The organism is Mesorhizobium sp. B2-3-10 (assembly GCF_006442275.1).
In the GTDB taxonomy this organism is placed as follows: Bacteria; Pseudomonadota; Alphaproteobacteria; order Rhizobiales; family Rhizobiaceae; genus Mesorhizobium; species Mesorhizobium australicum.
Genome location: NZ_VFVT01000007.1, coordinates 265,790 through 282,070 on the forward strand (window position 1 = coordinate 265,790; position 16,281 = coordinate 282,070).

A 16,281-nucleotide genomic window follows, 5' to 3' on the forward strand; every position below is an offset into this window, starting at 1 on the left:
GGGAAGAAGCGCAGTGCTACGCCAAGTCCTCCGAATGCCCGATCTCGACACCATACTCGGCAGCCGAGTCCAGCATCGTGTGCCACAGGCTTTCGGCGAAGGTCGAAAACACCAGAACGGTGAAAACAGCCTGTCCGTCCGGCGCATCATTGCCACGCCACAGCGTGACGCTGGTGTGATCCATCGAGGTGGTTGCCGCGGCTCCGACCGGGAACGTCGCCGGATACAGATCGATCGACGACAGTTTGGCGAGCAGGGCGCGCGCCTTGTTGCCGGAAATGCTGATCAACACCCGCGCATGTGACTGGTCCGAGAGCGAAGCCGAGGTCGCGAAAACCGGGGCCAGCGACTCCACCGTGTGTCTGCCTTTCGACAGCACGAAGAACTGATCCGGTCCCGACCAGATGAGCGTGGCTTCGGCTGCTGCGGCCGCCTTCGGTGTTTCCGGCGCCGTCACGCCGAAATGCGCGTTCGCGGCGCTCGCCATCTCGGCCGTCTTGCCGCGCCGCGCCATCACCTGGACAAGGTCGAAATTGCGGATCTCGCTCAGGGTCACGCCGGCGTCGCCTCGCGCGCCGTGTGGACCGGCGACGAGTGCGCGGTGGAGAGGGCTGCGGGTTTCCCAGGAAAACTCAGCCACGCTGGCGCCCTCCATCCGGGTCATAGAAGACAGGGTTGCACAGTTCCAAATCGTAATCCTCGCCGCGTAGCGGATCGTGCGCATGCACGATCTCGCCGAACCGCTCGCGGCCGCGCTCGACAAGTGCAAGCCCGATCCATTGGTCTGATGTCGGCGAAAAGCAGACCGAGGTGACGTAGCCCTGGTCGTTGTCGGGCCCGGGTGTCTGCCCCTTCGGAATGATGTGCGCGCCGGAACGCAGGCGCCGGGCCTTGTCGGTCGGCTTGATGCCGACGACGACCTGCCGATCCGCTGCGATCAGCGCCTCGCGTCCGGCCATGACGCGGCCGATGAAATCCTTCTTGGTCGACATCATCTTGCCGAGGCCGAGATCGGCCGCGGTGGTCGTGCCGCTGAGTTCCGGACCCGCGACGTGACCCTTTTCGATGCGCATGACGCCGAGTGCCTCGGTGCCGTAAGGCGTCACGCCGAACGGCTTGCCCGCAATCATCAAATTGCGCGCCATCGCCTCGCCGTAGCGCGCCGGCACCGAAATCTCGAACGCCATTTCGCCCGAGAAGGAAATGCGGAACAACCGCGCCCTGACGCCGCCGCGCAACGCGACTTCGCGCGCGCCCATGAAGGGGAACCCTTCGTTGGAAAGGTCTTCCGAGGGATCGACGATCTCTTTCAACAGGTCGCGGGTTTTGGGTCCGGCAATGGAAAATTGCGCCCACTGGTCGGAGACCGAGGTTAACTGCACATCGAGTTCCGGAAACAGCACCTGCCGGCAGAATTCGAGATGCTGCATCACCAGCCCGGCCTTGGCCGTGGTGGTGGTGAGGAAATAGTGGTCCTCGGCCAGCCGCGACGTGGTGCCGTCATCATAGACGATGCCGTCCTCGCGCAGCATCAGCCCGTAGCGCGCTTTTCCCACCGCAAGAGTGGAGAAGGTGTTGATGTAGACGCGGTCGAGGAAGGCGCCGGCGTCCGCGCCATGCACGTCGATCTTGCCCAGCGTCGAGACATCGCAGAAGCCGACGCCTGAGCGCACCGCCTTGACCTCGCGGGTCACCGATTCCAGCCAATCCTTCTCGCCGGCGCGCGGATACCATTGCGCGCGCTTCCACAGGCCGGTGTCGACGAAGATCGCGCCCTGTTCGGCGGCCCAGTGATGCGACGGCGTCAGCCGCGTGGCGTGAAAATTCTCGTCGCGATGATGGCCGGCGAAGGCGCCGATGGCGACCGGCACATAGGGAGGCCGGTAGATTGTCGTGCCGGTCTCGGGAATGGATTTACCTGTGACCGCCGCCATGATGGCGAGGCCGGCGACGTTCGAGGTCTTGCCCTGGTCGGTCGCCATGCCGAGCGTGGTGTAGCGCTTCAGGTGCTCGACCGATTCGAACCCTTCGCGCTGCGCCAGCTCGATATCCGATGCGGTGACATCATGCTGCTGGTCGACGAAAGCCTTGCCTTTGCCGGCAACGTGCCAAAGCGGCGCCAGTAAAAAGGCTTCGTCGTCGGCCACCGGCGTGGAGCCTGAGCCATTGCCGTGTCCGGCATCACGTGCCGCAGCCGCGCCCGCCGCAAATCCTTCGCGCAAGCAGGCGCCAAGCCCGAAGGCGCCGTTGGCGGCACCAGCCGCGACCATTCCCGGAGGCGCGCCGTCGGGCACGAAGGCGGCGATATCGTCGCGCCATTTCGGCCGGCCGCGATGATAGGAGGTGAGCCCGACCGCCGGGTTCCAGCCGCCGGAAACGGCAAGCCCGTCGGCTTCCACTTCGGCACGCGCGCCGCCGGTGAGTGAGACGGAAATCTTGCGCACGCCATTCTTGCCGCCATCGATGCCGCTGACGGAGCCATGCAGAACCGCAAAGCCGCCCTTGCTGGCAAGCGAGCGGTGCTCGGAAGAGATTTCGGCGCGCGCGTCGATCACGGCGGCGACCTGCAGTCCCGCCCCGAGCGCTGCCTCGACGGTGCGCCAGCCGTCCTCGTTGTTGGTGAACAGCGCGATGCGTCTGGCCGGTGCCGCGGCATAACGTGCGATATAGCTGCGCATGGCGGACGCCATCATCACGCCCGGCATGTCGTTGCCGGCAAAGACGATTGGCCGTTCGAGCGCGCCTGCCGCGACGACGCAGCGCTTGGCCACGATCCGCCATAGTCGCTGGCGCACCTGGTGCTCCGGCGGCGAGGGCAGATGGTCGCTGACACGCTCGATCGCGCCATAGGTGCCGCCATCATAGACGCCGAACAGCGTCGTGCGCGTCATGATGCGGACATCAGGCATGGCGGCAAGCTCACTGAGCGTGCGCGCGATCCATTCGTCGGCAGGCATGCCATCGATCGTGCCGCCATCGGCAAGCAGGCGCCCGCCGGGAACAAAGTCCTCTTCGCACAGGATGACGCGGGCGCCGCTGCGGCCTGCTGCGAGGGCGGCTGCGAGGCCCGTCGGGCCGGACCCGGCGATCAGCACGTCGCAATGCGCCCACGCCTTGTCGTAATGATCCGGGTCGGCAATGCCGGCTGCACGGCCGAGACCCGCGGCGCGGCGAATCGCCGGCTCATAGATCGCTTCCCAGAACTTCGCCGGCCACATGAAGGTCTTGTAGTAGAAGCCGGCGACGAAGATCGGCGCGAACAGCTGGTTGACCGACATCACGTCGAAGGCGAGCGACGGCCAGCGGTTCTGGCTGGCGGCGTCGAGCCCTTCATAGAGCTCCGCTGTCGTCGCCTTGGTGTTCGGCTCGCGCCGTGCACCGCTGCGCAGCTCCACCAGCGCGTTAGGTTCTTCCGATCCCGCGGTCAGGATGCCGCGCGGGCGATGGTACTTGAACGAGCGGCCAACCAGCTTGACGCCGTTGGCAACCAGTGCCGAGGCAAGCGTGTCGCCTTTGAAACCGGAGAAGCTCTTGCCGTCGAACCTGAAATTCAGCGGCGCCGAACGGTCGACGAGACCGCCGGATGTGAGACGATGGGGTTGAGAGGTCACGATTGTCTAGCCTCTCTTCGATTCGATGTCATGGCGGAGGGCAGCACTGCCCCTCATCGCCCTGCCGGGCACTTCTCCCCGTATGGTGGCGGGGAGAAGGGGGCTGGCCGCTAAGTTGGCTTCCTTCTTGCAGCGCTGGCGATCGGCGAAACCGGGGACGGCAGCACCCCTCTCCCCGTCATTATACGGGGAGAGGATGCCGGCAGGCAGGTGAGGGGCGGCGCCGAGTTGGCAGGAAATATTCATTTCGCAACCTGCCTCGCCCCGGCACCCGCTGCCGGTTCCACAGCCGAAATCTCGTGCGTCAGCGTGTTGCGGGTGACCTTCAGCCAGGCCCGGCAGCCGCCGCCATGATACCAGTTCTCATCCATCACGCCGGCGATGTTGTCGCGCAGATAGACGTAATCGTAGACCTCATCTTCCGACGCTCCAGGCGCCGGCCGCACCGGCTTGGCGTCGCCGAGATAGGTGAACTCGCCGAGCTCGCGTTCACCACAGAAGGGACAGACAATACGCATGTTTTTCGACTGTCCTCAGTGCAGGTTCGGTTGGGCGCCCTGGCCCTTTTCGTCGATGACAGCACCAGACCGGAACCGGTCGAGCCGGAAGCGGGCGGCCTCGGCGTGCGATTCATCGCGAGCAAGCAGATGGGCGAAGACGAAGCCTGAGCCGGGTGTCGCCTTGAAGCCGCCATAACACCAGCCGGCATTGAGGTAGAGCCCGTCGACCGGTGTCTTGTCGATGATCGGCGAGCCGTCCATCGACATATCCATGATGCCGCCCCACTGGCGCAGCAGGCGGACGCGGCCTATCATCGGCATCAGCGCCATGCCGCCCTCGCAGACATCTTCCATGACAGGCATATTGCCGCGCTGGGCATAGGAATTGTAGCCGTCGATGTCGCCGCCGAAGACCAGCCCGCCCTTGTCGGACTGGCTGACATAGAAATGGCCGGCGCCAAACGTCATGACGCCGGGAATGAGCGGCTTGATCGCCTCCGAGACGAAGGCCTGCAGCACATGGCTTTCGATCGGCAGCCGCAGGCCAGCCATCGCCGCGACGCGCGATGAGGACCCGGCTACCGCCATGCCGACCTTGCCGGCGCCGATCCTGCCGCGCGAGGTCTCGACACCAGTCACCTTGCCCTTGGCGTCCCTGACAAAGCCCGTGACTTCGCAATTCTGGATGATGTCGACGCCGAGTTCGCTGGCAGCGTGGGCGTAGCCCCAGGCCACCGCATCGTGCCGCGCCGTGCCGCCGCGCCGCTGCAGCAGCCCGCCCTGCACGGGAAAGCGCGCATTGTCGAAGTTCAGGAACGGGATCATCTTCTTGACCGCCGCCAGGTCGAGCAGTTCGGCATCGATGCCGTTGATGCGCATGGTGTTGCCGCGCCGTGCATAGGCGTCGCGCTGCGCATCGGAATGGTAGAGGTTGATGACGCCGCGCTGGCTGACCATCGCGTTGTAGTTGAGGTCCTGCTCCATCCGTTCCCAAAGCTTCATCGACAATTCGTAGAAGCCGGTATTGCCGGGCAGGCCGTAGTTGGAGCGGATAATGGTGGTGTTGCGGCCGGCATTGCCGGAGCCGATCCAGCCTTTTTCCAGCACCGCGACATTTTTGATGCCGAATTCGCTGGCCAGGAACCAGGCGGTGGCCAGCCCATGGCCGCCGCCGCCGATGATCACCACGTCGTAGCGGTCCTTCGGCGCGGCGTCGCGCCAGGTGCGTTGCCAGTTTTTGTGGCCGGAAAGAGCGGCGCGGGCGAGCGAGAAGATCGAGTATTTCATACGTTCATTCCGAGGTCGCCCGCCCCACACAGGAACTTTCTTGACGCATCGCCTTTGCCGAAAACCGTGTCACACTTTTTCGGTCCGATGCTCTAGATGTCCAGCGTGTGGTCGCGCTCCCATTGCGTGAAATGCGAAGCATAGGAATTCCATTCCTGGTGCTTCAGCTTTAGATATGCCGACGAGAATTCCTCACCCAGCGCCGCCTTGAGCGATTTGTCCTTGTCGAACTCGCGCAACGCATCGAGCAGGTTGAGCGGCAGCTTGGGCGCGCCCTTCACCGTGTGGCCATGCTGGTACATGTCGATATCGTAGCGCTTGCCCGGATCGGCCTTCGAGCGGATGCCGTCGAGGCCGGCGGCGATGATGACCGCCTGCAGGAGATAAGGGTTGGCAGCGCCATCGGGCAGACGCAATTCGAAGCGGCCGGGGCCGGGCACGCGCACCATGTGGGTGCGGTTGTTGCCGGTCCAGGTCACCGTGTTCGGCGCCCAGGTCGCGCCCGAAATGGTGCGCGGCGCGTTGATGCGCTTATAGGAATTGACCGTCGGGTTGGTGATCGCGGCGAGCGCCGAAGCGTGCTTCATGATGCCGCCAAGGAAGTTCTTGCCTTTGGCGGAAAGACCGAGCTCCATCGAATTGTCGGCGAAGACATTGGTCTTGCCCGATTTGTCCCAGACAGAGATGTGGGCATGGCAGCCATTGCCGGTCAGGCCCTGGAACGGTTTGGGCATGAAAGTGGCGCGCAGCCCATGCTTTTCCGCGATCGACTTGACCATGAACTTGAAGAAGGAATGCTTGTCCGCGGTCGGCAGCGCATCGTCGAACGCCCAGTTCATCTCGAATTGGCCGTTAGCGTCCTCGTGGTCGTTCTGGTAAGCGCCCCAGCCGAGCGCCAGCATGTGGTCGCAGATCTCGGCGATGACATCGTAACGGCGCATCACCGCTTGCTGGTCGTAGCAAGGCTTCGATGCCGTGTCGTATTCATCGGAGATCGTCTTGCCGTCCGGCGAGATCAGGAAGAACTCGGCCTCGACGCCGGTCTTGACGTGCATGCCGTCGGCGGCTGCCTCGGCGATCAGCCGCTTCAGTGTGTTGCGCGGCGCCTGGTCGACGTCCTTGTCGTCCATGATGCAGTTGGCGGCCACCCAGGCGACTTCCGGTTTCCATGGCAACTGGATGACCGAGTCCGGATCCGGCACCGCCAGCATGTCGGGATGTGCCGGCGTGAGGTCGAGCCAAGTGGCGAACCCGGCAAAGCCGGCACCGTCCTTCTGCATGTCGGCGATGGCTTGCGCCGGTACCAGCTTGGCACGCTGGCCACTGAACAGGTCAGTGTAGGAAATCATGAAATATTTGACGTTTTTCGCCCTTGCGAACTCTGCAAGATCAACTGTCACTGAAGTTCCCCATTTCTTATCGATTGTCGGCCCTAGAGCATATGGCCTTCGGCCCTTTGTTGATCAGAAGCCGTTCTTCCCCGGTATCCAGTTGGTGCCGGCCAGCGGCACGCCGGCCATGGCGGCAGCCTCGATCGTCAATGCGACGAGGTCCTCGGGTTCGAGATTGTGCAGGCTGTTCTTGCCGCAGGCGCGGGCGATGGTCTGCGCCTCCAGCGTCATCACCTTCAAGTAGTTCGCCAACCGGCGCCCGGCGGCCACGGGGTCGACCCGCTTCATCAGTTCGGGGTCCTGCGTGGTGATGCCGGCAGGGTCCTTGCCCTCATGCCAGTCGTCATAGGCGCCCGATGTGGTGCCGAGTTCGTTGTACTCCGCCTCCCAGCGGGGATCGTTGTCACCGAGCGCCACGAGTGCCGCGGTGCCGATCGACACGGCGTCGACGCCGAGCGCCAGCGCCTTGGCCACATCGGCGCCGTTGCGGATGCCGCCTGAGACGATGAGCTGCACCTTGCGGTGCATGCCGAGATCCTGCAGCGCCTGCACCGCCGGCCTGATGCAGGCGAGCGTCGGCTGGCCAACATTCTCGATAAACACTTCCTGCGTCGCCGCCGTTCCGCCCTGCATGCCGTCGACCACGACAACGTCGGCGCCGGCCTTCACCGCAAGCGCTGTATCGTAGTAGGGCCGGGCGCCGCCGACCTTGACGTAGATCGGTTTTTCCCAGTCGGTGATTTCGCGCAGTTCGAGGATCTTGATCTCGAGATCGTCCGGTCCGGTCCAGTCGGGGTGGCGCGAGGCCGAGCGCTGGTCGATGCCTTTGGGCAGCGTGCGCATTTCGGCGACACGGTCCGAAATCTTCTGGCCGAGCAGCATGCCGCCACCGCCGGGCTTGGCACCCTGGCCGACGACCACTTCGATCGCATCGGCGCGACGCAGGTCGCGCAGGTTCATGCCGTAGCGCGAGGGCAGGTACTGATAGACCAGTTGCTTGGAATGGCCGCGCTCTTCCTCTGTCATGCCGCCATCGCCGGTCGTGGTCGAGGTGCCCGACAGCGTCGCGCCGCGCCCGAGCGCTTCCTTGGCGGGACCGGACAGCGAGCCGAAGCTCATGCCGGCAATGGTGATCGGGATCTTCAGTTCGATAGGCTTCTTGGCGTGGCGCGAACCGAGCACCACGGATGTGTCGCAGCGCTCGCGGTAGCCTTCCAGCGGATAGCGCGAGATCGAGGCGCCGAGGAACAGAAGGTCATCGAAATGCGGCAGCTTGCGCTTGGCGCCGGCACCTCTGATATCGTAGATGCCGGTCGCCGCGGCGCGGCGGATTTCGGAGAGCGTGTAGTCGTCGAAGGTCGCGGATTTGCGCGGCGTCGTCGGCGGGTTGCGATAGGTCATGCTGCCTCAATACGCGTCGGCGTTGTCGATATTGAAATTGTAGAGCGTGCGCGCCGAGCCGTAGCGCTTGAACTCCGACGGCTTGACGCCGGTCACGCCGGCGCGGTCGAGCAGACCCTGCAGCAGTTCAAGATGCTCGGGCCGCATCTCCTTGGCGATACAATCCGCACCGAGACTGTCGACCTTGCCGCGCACGAAGAGCCGCGCCTCGTAGATGGAATCGCCCAGTGCATCGCCGGCATCGCCCAGAACAACCAGGTTGCCGGATTGCGCCATGAAGGCCGACATATGGCCGATATTGCCGTGCACGACGATGTCGATGCCTTTCATCGAGATGCCGCAGCGCGACGAGGCATTGCCTTCGATGACCAGCAGCCCGCCCTTGCCGGTGGCGCCGGCATACTGGCTGGCATCGCCTTTGACGGTGATCGAGCCCGACATCATGTTCTCGCCAACGCCGGGGCCGGCCGAGCCGTGCACGGTGATGGCGCTGCCGGAGTTCATTCCGCCGCAGTAATAGCCGACGCTGCCGCGCACATCGATGCTGACAGGATGATCGACACCCACGGCGACCGAATGGCTCCCTTTCGGGTTGAGCACTTCCCACGCCGTCTCGTTCGAACCCGGAGCCAGATTGTGGAGCGCTTGATTGAGTTCGCGCAGCGACAGGACGTCGAGGTCGAAGACGCGCGCATGGCTGTCGCGCGTTGCCTTGGAGGTTGCCGGCATGAACTCAATGCTCCCAGAAATAAACGGTTGCGGGCTCCGGTTCCCAGACCCTCGCATTGTCTATGCCGGGCAGTTTGGTCAGCGCGCGATATTCCGAGCCGAAGGCGACATACTGGTCGGTCTCAGCCATCACGGCGGGCTTGCAGGCGATCGGATCGCGCACCACGCCAAAACCATTCTTGGTGCCGACGACGAAGGTGAAGAAGCCATCGAGGTCGGACAGCGTGCCTTCAAGTGCCTCGCCGAGGTTCTTGCCATGCGCCATTTGCGAGGAAAGGTAAGCGGCCGCCACTTCGGTATCGTTCTCGGTCTCGAATTTCATGCCTTCGCGGATCAATTCGCGGCGGACATTGTTGTGGTTCGACAATGAACCATTGTGCACGAGACACTGGTCGGCACCGGTCGAGAAAGGATGCGCACCCATCGTCGTCACTGCCGATTCCGTCGCCATGCGGGTATGACCGATGCCATGCGTGCCGGTCATCTTGCGCACGTCGAAGCGATCGACGACGGCTTCGGGCAGGCCGACTTCCTTGTAGATTTCCACCGCTTCGCCGGCGCCCATGATGCGGATGTCGGGCCTGAGCGACTGGAGGGCCTCACGCGCCGCGTCGACCTTGTCCGGCGTGGTCCTGACCACCGCGTGGGTCGATTTCACCGCAATGCTCACCGGCGCTCCGACGGCCTTCGCGAGTTCGGCGTCCAGGCCGCGGAAATCGCGTTCCGGCTTCGGCGACTGGATGGTGATCTTGGCCTCGTTGCCGGATGTCGCGCCATAGATGGCGATGCCGGCACTGTCAGGGCCGCGATCGCTGAGCGATACCAGCATCTCCGACAGCATCGCGCCGAGCTTCGGCTCCAGCGCCTTGTCCTTCAGGAAAAGTCCAACGATTCCGCACATGTCAGCCTCCCGACGTTTGTGACTAAGATGATGTACCGAATGAAATCCTCTAATTCAATGGCATGAAAGAAATTTTCCTCTGGTTACGTATGCGGCTCAATGCCGCTCTGCGTATCGTTTCCTTCCGTCCGGGCATTATGAGCCCATTTGGCGGTACGGATGCGGGCGATCTTGTAGGCGTCGAGGATCGACAGCGCATAGATCAGGAAGCCGCCGGCGTGACGGCCGACGAAGCTGGCGTCCGGCGGTGAAATCCTGGCGGTCACCCAGGCCAGGACGACCATGAAGAAAAGGAACTGCAGTCCGCGCACCGGGATGCCCAGAATGACATGACCGCTTGCCGGCAGCACGATTGCGGCGCCCAGGACGAGATAAGGGCTCACTGGCGCCGGCGAAGTGTCTGAAGTGCTCATGCGGCCTGCCGTTCGCTTCGGTTGATGGCGTCGCGCAGATCCGAGAGCGACACCAGCAACCGCTCGATCAGCGCAGAATCGATCCGTGTGTCACCGAACGCGGCTTGCCGGAAGACACCGTAGCGTGCCCGCTCGGCCTCGGCCAGCAGCCACACGATGCGCACTCCGTTCGGCGTGATCAGCAGCTCCTTGGCGCGGCCTTCTGAAAACGGTTCCATATGGCCGGCGATGAGGCTCTGCGGGAACCGCGTGCCCCTGCGGTCTGTCCGCAGCACCGCCTCGGCCGGAAAACCGGGCGCCTTCGGCAACGTATGCTGGAGATGGTCGAAATTGGAGAACGTCGTCGGCGAGCCCGGCCGCATCATCATGTCGAAGATGGCAGGTACCGAGACCTTCTCGGTGATCGAAACGCTGAGCCAGCGCGCCGGCAGTTTCCGCGTCGCCAGCGTGTCGACGATGGTGCGCACCTGCACGCGTTGGCCGTTCCATGATCCTTCCCAGGTGATGACGCCGGCGGTGCCGTCCGAGACATTGTCTGCATCCGCGACGACGGCGCGAATGCCCGCCTCATCGGCGGCCAGCGCTGCCGAGGCCCTGTCGCGGCTGCGGCGCGCCTGCCACGCAAAGTGAAGGACGAGAGCCAGGACAATTGCCCCGGCAAGCAGTGCTGATGTCACGTCTGACATTTTATCGTGCAAGGCCCATCCAAATCCTGGACGGGCCTACTCCCATCAATAGCCCTGCGGTTTCGGCCACGGCATGGTGAACTGGTCCCCACGCCGCACGAATTTGTAGCGATAGAAATGGAACCACAGCGAAATCAGGAAATAGAAGGCGACCATGGCGATCAACTGCGAGCCGAAGCCGAGAAAGATGGCGAAGAAGGTCACCACGCACAGGCAGAACAGGACGATTGCCGGCAGCGGATGGAACGGGTGCGTGTAGCCGCGGCGGATCGAGCCCAGCGGCCACTTCTTCCTGAACATCATGATGTTGATGCTCATGAAGGTGTATTGCAGCACGCCCGACAGGATCGAGAAGGTGATCGCCTGGTTGAGGTCGGCGATGAAGGCGAAGGCCAACGCGATCGGCAGCAGGAACAGGATCGAGCGATAGGGCGTGCGGTATTTCGGATGCACCGCCGAAAACCAGCTCGGCAGATAGCGGTCGCGGCCGAGCGAGAACCAGGCGCGCGCCGCGTCATTGATGCAACCATTGGCGGAGGCAAGCGCGGCGAGCAGCGTCGCTATGAACAGGAGGTTCTCAAGCAGCGGGCTGCCAGTCAGTTTGCCGGCGTCCCACAGCGGATAATAGGTGATGCCGAGATACTCCCAAGGCATCAGCGAGGCGCAGACATACCAGGTCATGGCGGCGGCGATGAGCAGCGTGATCATGCCGGCCATGGTGCCGTAGGGCAGGGAGCGTGCCGGCGAGCGCACTTCCTCGGCGGCCTGGGTGGTCCCTTCGATGCCGAGATAATACCAGATGCCGAACTGGAAGGCGGCGATGACGCCGATCCAGCCATAGGGCAGCGCGTTGCCTGGAGTGACCAGTTCGTTGAGCTTCAGCACCGCGCCTTGCGTCCACGGGCTGACCGAGAAGAACAGGACGACGATCGAGACATAGGCGATGGCCGTGATGACGAAGTTGACGTTGAGCGTCATCAGTACGCCGCGATAGTTGAGCCAGGCCAGCACCACGATGGTGGCGGCGATGAAGGAATTGTGGGTCAGCCCTTCCACACCCGCCTTGGCGACGATGGTGTCGCCGAGCAGGATGGCATCGGACACTTCCAGCATCGTATAGGCAAAGACCAGGAACAGCGCGACGTTGAACGCCATCAACGGCCCGACAATGTGCTTGGCCTGCGCATACTGGCCGCCGGCGGCGGCCACTGTCGACGTCACCTCGGAATCGATCATGGCCACCGAGGTGTAGAGCAGCCCGACGACCCAGCACACGATCAGGGCAGCCAGCGCGCCGCCCTTGTCGGCCGAGAAATTCCAGCCGGTGAACTCGCCGACCAGAACGATGCCGACGCCGAGCGCCCAGACATGGGCCGGGCCAAGCACCCGAAGCAGCGATACCCGGTCGCCGTGAATTGTGGTGGTGGTGGTGTTTTCAAGCGCGACCGTCATCGATCAATCCCCACTCAGATCCGGTGTTTTTCGGAAGCGGCTTCAAGCTCGCCTTCACGCGACGAGGTCAAAACGTCCTCGGAGTAGTTCGTATCGACCTTGAACCAGTCGTAGAGCATCCACAGCGCGAGCACGATCGAGATGCCCCAGCATGCGTAAGAGAGTGCCACCCACATGATCGTGTCCCCAAATTCTTCGTCGCCAAACTTTACCTGTCGTCGAACTTCTCGTTGATCACATCGCGATATTCGCGGTCGGATGCCCGGAACAGGAACACGAAATAACCGATCAGGACGGCCGCCATGATGATCAGCGTCGGCCAGTCGATGATGTAGTGGAACCGGTTCTGGATGATGTCGTGCGCGGTCTCGGGCGTATAGCCGAGCTTTTCCCAGATTGACGCCATGGTCGGATTCTGCCCGAGCGCTTCCCAGGTCTTGGCGTCGAGCGCGTCGATTGATTTTGCGGCACCGGCAAGACCAAGCTTCAGCGGCAGCCACAGCGCCACGAAGATGGCGACCACGACAACGGCGATGTCGAAGACTTGCCCGGCCTTGCTCTGCTCCGGCGGCGTATAGCGGGACATTGTTTCTCCCCTCAGGACTTGCGGTTGCGGGACGCGTCGGCGTTCTTGATGTCGAGCCCGTAGATGAACTCCTTGTCTTCCTTGTAGTGTTTGACCATCGCCAGGATGGCTGCCGTGTTGAAGATGAGCACGGCGGCGGCGGCAATGGCGACGACGGCCTTGATGCCGCCCTGCGGAATGTATGGCCATGTCATGAAGAGGACGAAGAGGATCGTCGCCCACAGGCAGATGATCAGGAGCGCGGATCCGCGCAAGTCGGAGCGGTACAGCGCCTCGATGCGCTGCTGCAGGTCTGCCATCGGTTTTCCCCTTCTTTGCCGACGCCCGGTTCCGAATCCACCGCCCGCCGCTCTCTTTCAAGAGAGTGAAATTTTTTTCATAAGTTCAGGCCGAATTTCGCAATTGTCAAGACGAATTTACGCTGAGTTAACCGCTCAGTTCGGACGAGCGATTTTGCCTGACAATGAAATTATTTGCTTGCAGGGGATTGCGGGCCTCCCACGTTTGCGATCAATATTCGACCAAGCTCCCGGCCTTGCGCACGGGAGCAGGGAACAGCAGCATTTTCGAATGGAGGACGAGCGGATGACGGCATCCTGGAGATTTTCGACCTTGGCGGATCGCCATCGTGCGCTGGGTTCGAAACTCGAAGCCTGGAGCGGCATGGGCACCGCCTGGACCTACGACAAGGATGCCGACGAGGAATATATCGCCATCCGCACCAAGGCCGGCCTTATGGATGTTTCCGGCCTGAAGAAGGTGCACATCACAGGGCCGCACGCCTCGCATCTGATCGACCTCGCCACCACGCGTGACGTTGAAAAGATCTATCCCGGCAAGTCGGCCTATGCCTGCATGCTGAACGAGGCGGGAAAATTCACCGACGACTGCATCCTCTACCGCATGGGACCGAATTCCTGGATGGTGGTACACGGCTCGGGTACCGGCCATGAGGAACTGCAGCGGGCGGCGATGGGACGGGACGTGTCGCTGCGCTTCGACGACAATCTGCACGATTTGTCGCTGCAGGGGCCAACAGCGGTCGACTATCTGGCCAAGCACGTGCCCGGCATCCGCGACCTCAACTACTTCCATCACATGCAGACGCAGCTGTTCGGCTTTCCCGTCATGATCTCGCGCACCGGCTATACCGGCGAACGCGGCTACGAGATCTTCTGCCGTGGCCAGGACGCCGGCACGATCTGGGACAGGATTCTCGACGAGGGCAAGAACGCCGGCATCATTCCCTGCCGCTTCACCACGCTCGACATGCTGCGCGTCGAAAGCTACCTGCTGTTCTACCCCTACGACAACTCCCAAAAGTATCCGTTCGAGAATGAAGGCCCCGGCGATACGCTTTGGGAGCTCGGCCTCGACTTCACCGTCAGCCCCGGCAAGACCGGCTTTCGCGGTGCCGAGGAGCACTATCGCCTGAAGGGCAAGGAGCGCTTCAAGATCTATGGCGTCCTGCTCGACGGCAAGGAGCCGGCGGACGAGGGCGCTCCGGTCTATCGCGACGGCAAAAAGGTCGGCGTTGTCACCTGCGCCATGTATTCGCCGCTGGTCGAGAAATCGATGGGCATCGCCCGGCTCGACGTCGACTGCGCGGTCAAGGACACCGCGCTCGAAATCCGCAACAAGAGCGGATTGATCAAGGCGACGGCGCAGCCCTTGCCGTTCGACGATCCCAAGAAGACCAAGCGCACGGCGAAAGGCTGAGGCATAATCGACAGCGAAGGTTTTCGAGGCACAAAGAGAGAATGGCAGCCAAGACCATCATCAGCCGGCCCATTTACGGAACCCTGTCTCCGCAGCCTGGCAGGCATCATCTGTTCATCGCCGACGCCGAAGGCGCGCTGGCGATTACCGATATGGCCCGAACCGCGCCACCTGGCTTTTTCGATTGTGCCGAGATCGTCTTCATTCCCGGTCCTGACGGGAAATACAGTGCCGCTCTCGAAGCACTGAAGCCAGCCCAGCTTCATGTGGCCCCGTCCTTCGCCAGTCTGCTGCCGCGTCTGAAGCAGACGCTTGATAACGCGCATATGGGGCTGCGCCTCTATCTCGCCGGCACCGAAGGGCTGATCGGGCAGGCCATGCAGGTGGCGCTCGAAGCCGGCATCGACCACACCTCCATGCAGACCGAGCATCGCGGCTCGCTGGCACGGCGCATGCAGTGCGTGCACTGCAAGGGCATCACCGAGAATGTGACGACGCAGCCGGCGACCTGCTCGCATTGTGGCCTGCTGCTTCTCGTGCGCGATCACTATTCCCGGCGCCTTGCCGCTTTCCAGGGCGTCTGCATCAATGCCGAGGATCGCAGTGAAATTCCTCCGATGGAGGAGATATTTCGATGAGCACCGGCACCACCAAGCTCGACGTCGTCGTCAGCGATGTCGTCCCGGTCAATGAGCTGGTCACGCGGTTCCATTTTCGCCGGCGTGATGGCGAGCTGTTGCCGACCTTTTCCGGCGGCGCCCATGTCGTGGTCGAGATGCGCGATGGCCAGCGCACAAGGCTCAATCCCTATTCGCTGATGGGCTCGCCGCTAGACACGCGCGAATACACCATCTCGGTGCGCCGCGACGACGTCGGTCGCGGCGGCTCGCTGTTCATGCACAGGTCGGTCAAGCCGGGCCTGGAGATGGTGATCAGCTATCCGGTCAATCTTTTTTCGCTCGATCTTCGCGCCAAGAAACACCTGATGCTGGCCGGCGGCATCGGCATCACGCCGTTCATGGCCCAGACCGCGCAACTGGCGGGGGAGGGCGGTAATTTCGAACTGCACTACACCTGCCGCACCGCTTCGCTTGGCACTTATGCCGACGTGCTGAGGGAACGCTACGGCCGTCGCGTTCGGCTCTATCACGATGACCTCGAGGAGCGGATCGAACTCGACCGGTTGCTATCCTCGCAGCCGCTCGGGACGCACCTCTATGTCTGCGGCCCGGCCGGCATGATCAACTGGGTGCGCGACCGCGCAGCTAGCCTGGGCTGGCCGCCGGAGACCGTCCACTACGAGCATTTCGCGGCGCCGCAGCCCGGCCTGCCATTCGACGTGACGCTTGCCGTCAGCGGCAAGGCCATCCGCGTCGGCGAGCAGCAGAGCCTGCTGGAAGCCATCGAAGCCGCCGGCGTCGATCCGCCCTATCTTTGTCGTGGCGGCGTCTGCGGCCAGTGCGAGACCAACGTCATCTCGTGTGACGGCAAATTCATCCACAACGACCATTGGCTGAGCGAGGAAGAGCACCGTTCGGGCAGGAAGATCATGCCGTGCGTGTCGCGCTTCGAGGGCAGGTCGCTGGTCTTGGAAAGATAGGAGGC

At 63.1% G+C, this 16,281-nt stretch carries 17 protein-coding genes; 3 read left to right on the forward strand and 14 right to left on the reverse strand.

The window, feature by feature from the left end; all coding sequences use genetic code 11:
- Positions 1–16: 16 nt before the first annotated feature.
- From FJ943_RS21505 to FJ943_RS21575, 14 genes are all read right to left on the reverse strand, one after another.
- On the reverse strand, positions 17–640 hold the full coding sequence (locus tag FJ943_RS21505; protein WP_140724882.1) for a sarcosine oxidase subunit gamma family protein: 624 nt from the start codon (positions 638–640) through the stop codon (positions 17–19).
- Positions 633–3,611, reverse strand: coding sequence for a sarcosine oxidase subunit alpha (locus FJ943_RS21510; protein WP_181174599.1), 2,979 nt, complete (start codon positions 3,609–3,611; stop codon positions 633–635). The genes FJ943_RS21505 and FJ943_RS21510 overlap by 8 nt, the downstream gene beginning before the upstream one ends.
- A 242-nt stretch (positions 3,612–3,853) precedes the next feature.
- Complete coding sequence (locus FJ943_RS21520) at positions 3,854–4,129, reverse strand: sarcosine oxidase subunit delta (RefSeq protein WP_140617375.1); 276 nt, start codon at positions 4,127–4,129, stop codon at positions 3,854–3,856.
- Between the two features lie 15 nt (positions 4,130–4,144).
- Positions 4,145–5,398, reverse strand: a complete 1,254-nt coding sequence (locus FJ943_RS21525) for a sarcosine oxidase subunit beta family protein (RefSeq protein WP_140724653.1) — start codon at positions 5,396–5,398, stop codon at positions 4,145–4,147.
- 92 nt (positions 5,399–5,490) lie between these two features.
- Complete coding sequence (glnT, locus tag FJ943_RS21530) at positions 5,491–6,798, reverse strand: type III glutamate--ammonia ligase (protein WP_015318915.1); 1,308 nt, start codon at positions 6,796–6,798, stop codon at positions 5,491–5,493.
- Between the two features lie 63 nt (positions 6,799–6,861).
- Positions 6,862–8,190 (reverse strand): FMN-binding glutamate synthase family protein, encoded by a 1,329-nt coding sequence (locus tag FJ943_RS21535; protein ID WP_015318914.1) that lies wholly within the window; start codon positions 8,188–8,190, stop codon positions 6,862–6,864.
- 6 nt (positions 8,191–8,196) lie between these two features.
- On the reverse strand, positions 8,197–8,919 hold the full coding sequence (locus tag FJ943_RS21540) for a GXGXG domain-containing protein (RefSeq protein ID WP_015318913.1): 723 nt from the start codon (positions 8,917–8,919) through the stop codon (positions 8,197–8,199).
- Positions 8,920–8,923: 4 nt separating this feature from the next.
- Positions 8,924–9,820, reverse strand: coding sequence for a glutamine amidotransferase family protein (locus FJ943_RS21545; protein ID WP_015318912.1), 897 nt, complete (start codon positions 9,818–9,820; stop codon positions 8,924–8,926).
- A gap of 83 nt (positions 9,821–9,903) precedes the next feature.
- Positions 9,904–10,233: a hypothetical protein gene (locus FJ943_RS21550; protein WP_140724656.1), complete on the reverse strand. Its 330-nt coding sequence runs from the start codon at positions 10,231–10,233 to the stop codon at positions 9,904–9,906.
- Complete coding sequence (locus FJ943_RS21555) at positions 10,230–10,919, reverse strand: hypothetical protein (RefSeq protein ID WP_181174600.1); 690 nt, start codon at positions 10,917–10,919, stop codon at positions 10,230–10,232. Before FJ943_RS21555 ends, FJ943_RS21550 begins: the two co-directional genes overlap by 4 nt.
- Before the next feature lie 45 nt (positions 10,920–10,964).
- On the reverse strand, positions 10,965–12,371 hold the full coding sequence (locus FJ943_RS21560) for an APC family permease (protein WP_140507951.1): 1,407 nt from the start codon (positions 12,369–12,371) through the stop codon (positions 10,965–10,967).
- Between the two features lie 14 nt (positions 12,372–12,385).
- Positions 12,386–12,547 carry a hypothetical protein gene (locus tag FJ943_RS21565; RefSeq protein ID WP_015318908.1) on the reverse strand — a complete coding sequence of 54 codons (162 nt, stop codon included), beginning with the start codon at positions 12,545–12,547 and terminating at the stop codon, positions 12,386–12,388.
- 32 nt (positions 12,548–12,579) lie between these two features.
- Positions 12,580–12,957 carry a hypothetical protein gene (locus FJ943_RS21570; protein ID WP_015318907.1) on the reverse strand — a complete coding sequence of 126 codons (378 nt, stop codon included), beginning with the start codon at positions 12,955–12,957 and terminating at the stop codon, positions 12,580–12,582.
- A gap of 11 nt (positions 12,958–12,968) precedes the next feature.
- Positions 12,969–13,256: a hypothetical protein gene (locus FJ943_RS21575; protein WP_140617370.1), complete on the reverse strand. Its 288-nt coding sequence runs from the start codon at positions 13,254–13,256 to the stop codon at positions 12,969–12,971.
- 286 nt (positions 13,257–13,542) lie between these two features.
- Here FJ943_RS21575 and FJ943_RS21580 point away from each other — a divergent pair, with 286 nt between their 5' ends.
- From FJ943_RS21580 to FJ943_RS21590, 3 genes are read left to right on the forward strand one after another with little or no spacing between them, the layout of a single operon-like run.
- Positions 13,543–14,676, forward strand: coding sequence for an aminomethyltransferase family protein (locus FJ943_RS21580; protein WP_140724659.1), 1,134 nt, complete (start codon positions 13,543–13,545; stop codon positions 14,674–14,676).
- A gap of 41 nt (positions 14,677–14,717) precedes the next feature.
- Entirely contained in the window at positions 14,718–15,314 is a 597-nt protein-coding gene (locus FJ943_RS21585) for a dimethylamine monooxygenase subunit DmmA family protein (RefSeq protein ID WP_140724662.1), read from the forward strand.
- Positions 15,311–16,276, forward strand: a complete 966-nt coding sequence (locus FJ943_RS21590; RefSeq protein ID WP_015318903.1) for a PDR/VanB family oxidoreductase — start codon at positions 15,311–15,313, stop codon at positions 16,274–16,276. The genes FJ943_RS21585 and FJ943_RS21590 overlap by 4 nt, the downstream gene beginning before the upstream one ends.
- The last annotated feature ends 5 nt before the right edge of the window (positions 16,277–16,281 follow it).

Excerpts from the sequence above, each read along its gene's own strand:
- FJ943_RS21545 (WP_015318912.1), bottom strand. The coding sequence starts at position 9,820 with ATGTGCGGAATCGTTGGACTTTTCCTGAAGGACAAGGCGCTGGAGCCG.
- FJ943_RS21565 (WP_015318908.1), bottom strand. The coding sequence starts at position 12,547 with ATGTGGGTGGCACTCTCTTACGCATGCTGGGGCATCTCGATCGTGCTC.
- FJ943_RS21570 (WP_015318907.1), bottom strand. The coding sequence starts at position 12,957 with ATGTCCCGCTATACGCCGCCGGAGCAGAGCAAGGCCGGGCAAGTCTTC.
- FJ943_RS21525 (WP_140724653.1), bottom strand. The coding sequence starts at position 5,398 with ATGAAATACTCGATCTTCTCGCTCGCCCGCGCCGCTCTTTCCGGCCAC.
- FJ943_RS21560 (WP_140507951.1), bottom strand. The coding sequence starts at position 12,371 with ATGACGGTCGCGCTTGAAAACACCACCACCACCACAATTCACGGCGAC.
- FJ943_RS21590 (WP_015318903.1), top strand. The coding sequence starts at position 15,311 with ATGAGCACCGGCACCACCAAGCTCGACGTCGTCGTCAGCGATGTCGTC.
- FJ943_RS21575 (WP_140617370.1), bottom strand. The coding sequence starts at position 13,256 with ATGGCAGACCTGCAGCAGCGCATCGAGGCGCTGTACCGCTCCGACTTG.
- FJ943_RS21555 (WP_181174600.1), bottom strand. The coding sequence starts at position 10,919 with ATGTCAGACGTGACATCAGCACTGCTTGCCGGGGCAATTGTCCTGGCT.
- FJ943_RS21535 (WP_015318914.1), bottom strand. The coding sequence starts at position 8,190 with ATGACCTATCGCAACCCGCCGACGACGCCGCGCAAATCCGCGACCTTC.
- FJ943_RS21540 (WP_015318913.1), bottom strand. The coding sequence starts at position 8,919 with ATGCCGGCAACCTCCAAGGCAACGCGCGACAGCCATGCGCGCGTCTTC.
- FJ943_RS21585 (WP_140724662.1), top strand. The coding sequence starts at position 14,718 with ATGGCAGCCAAGACCATCATCAGCCGGCCCATTTACGGAACCCTGTCT.
- FJ943_RS21580 (WP_140724659.1), top strand. The coding sequence starts at position 13,543 with ATGACGGCATCCTGGAGATTTTCGACCTTGGCGGATCGCCATCGTGCG.
- FJ943_RS21550 (WP_140724656.1), bottom strand. The coding sequence starts at position 10,233 with ATGAGCACTTCAGACACTTCGCCGGCGCCAGTGAGCCCTTATCTCGTC.
- FJ943_RS21520 (WP_140617375.1), bottom strand. The coding sequence starts at position 4,129 with ATGCGTATTGTCTGTCCCTTCTGTGGTGAACGCGAGCTCGGCGAGTTC.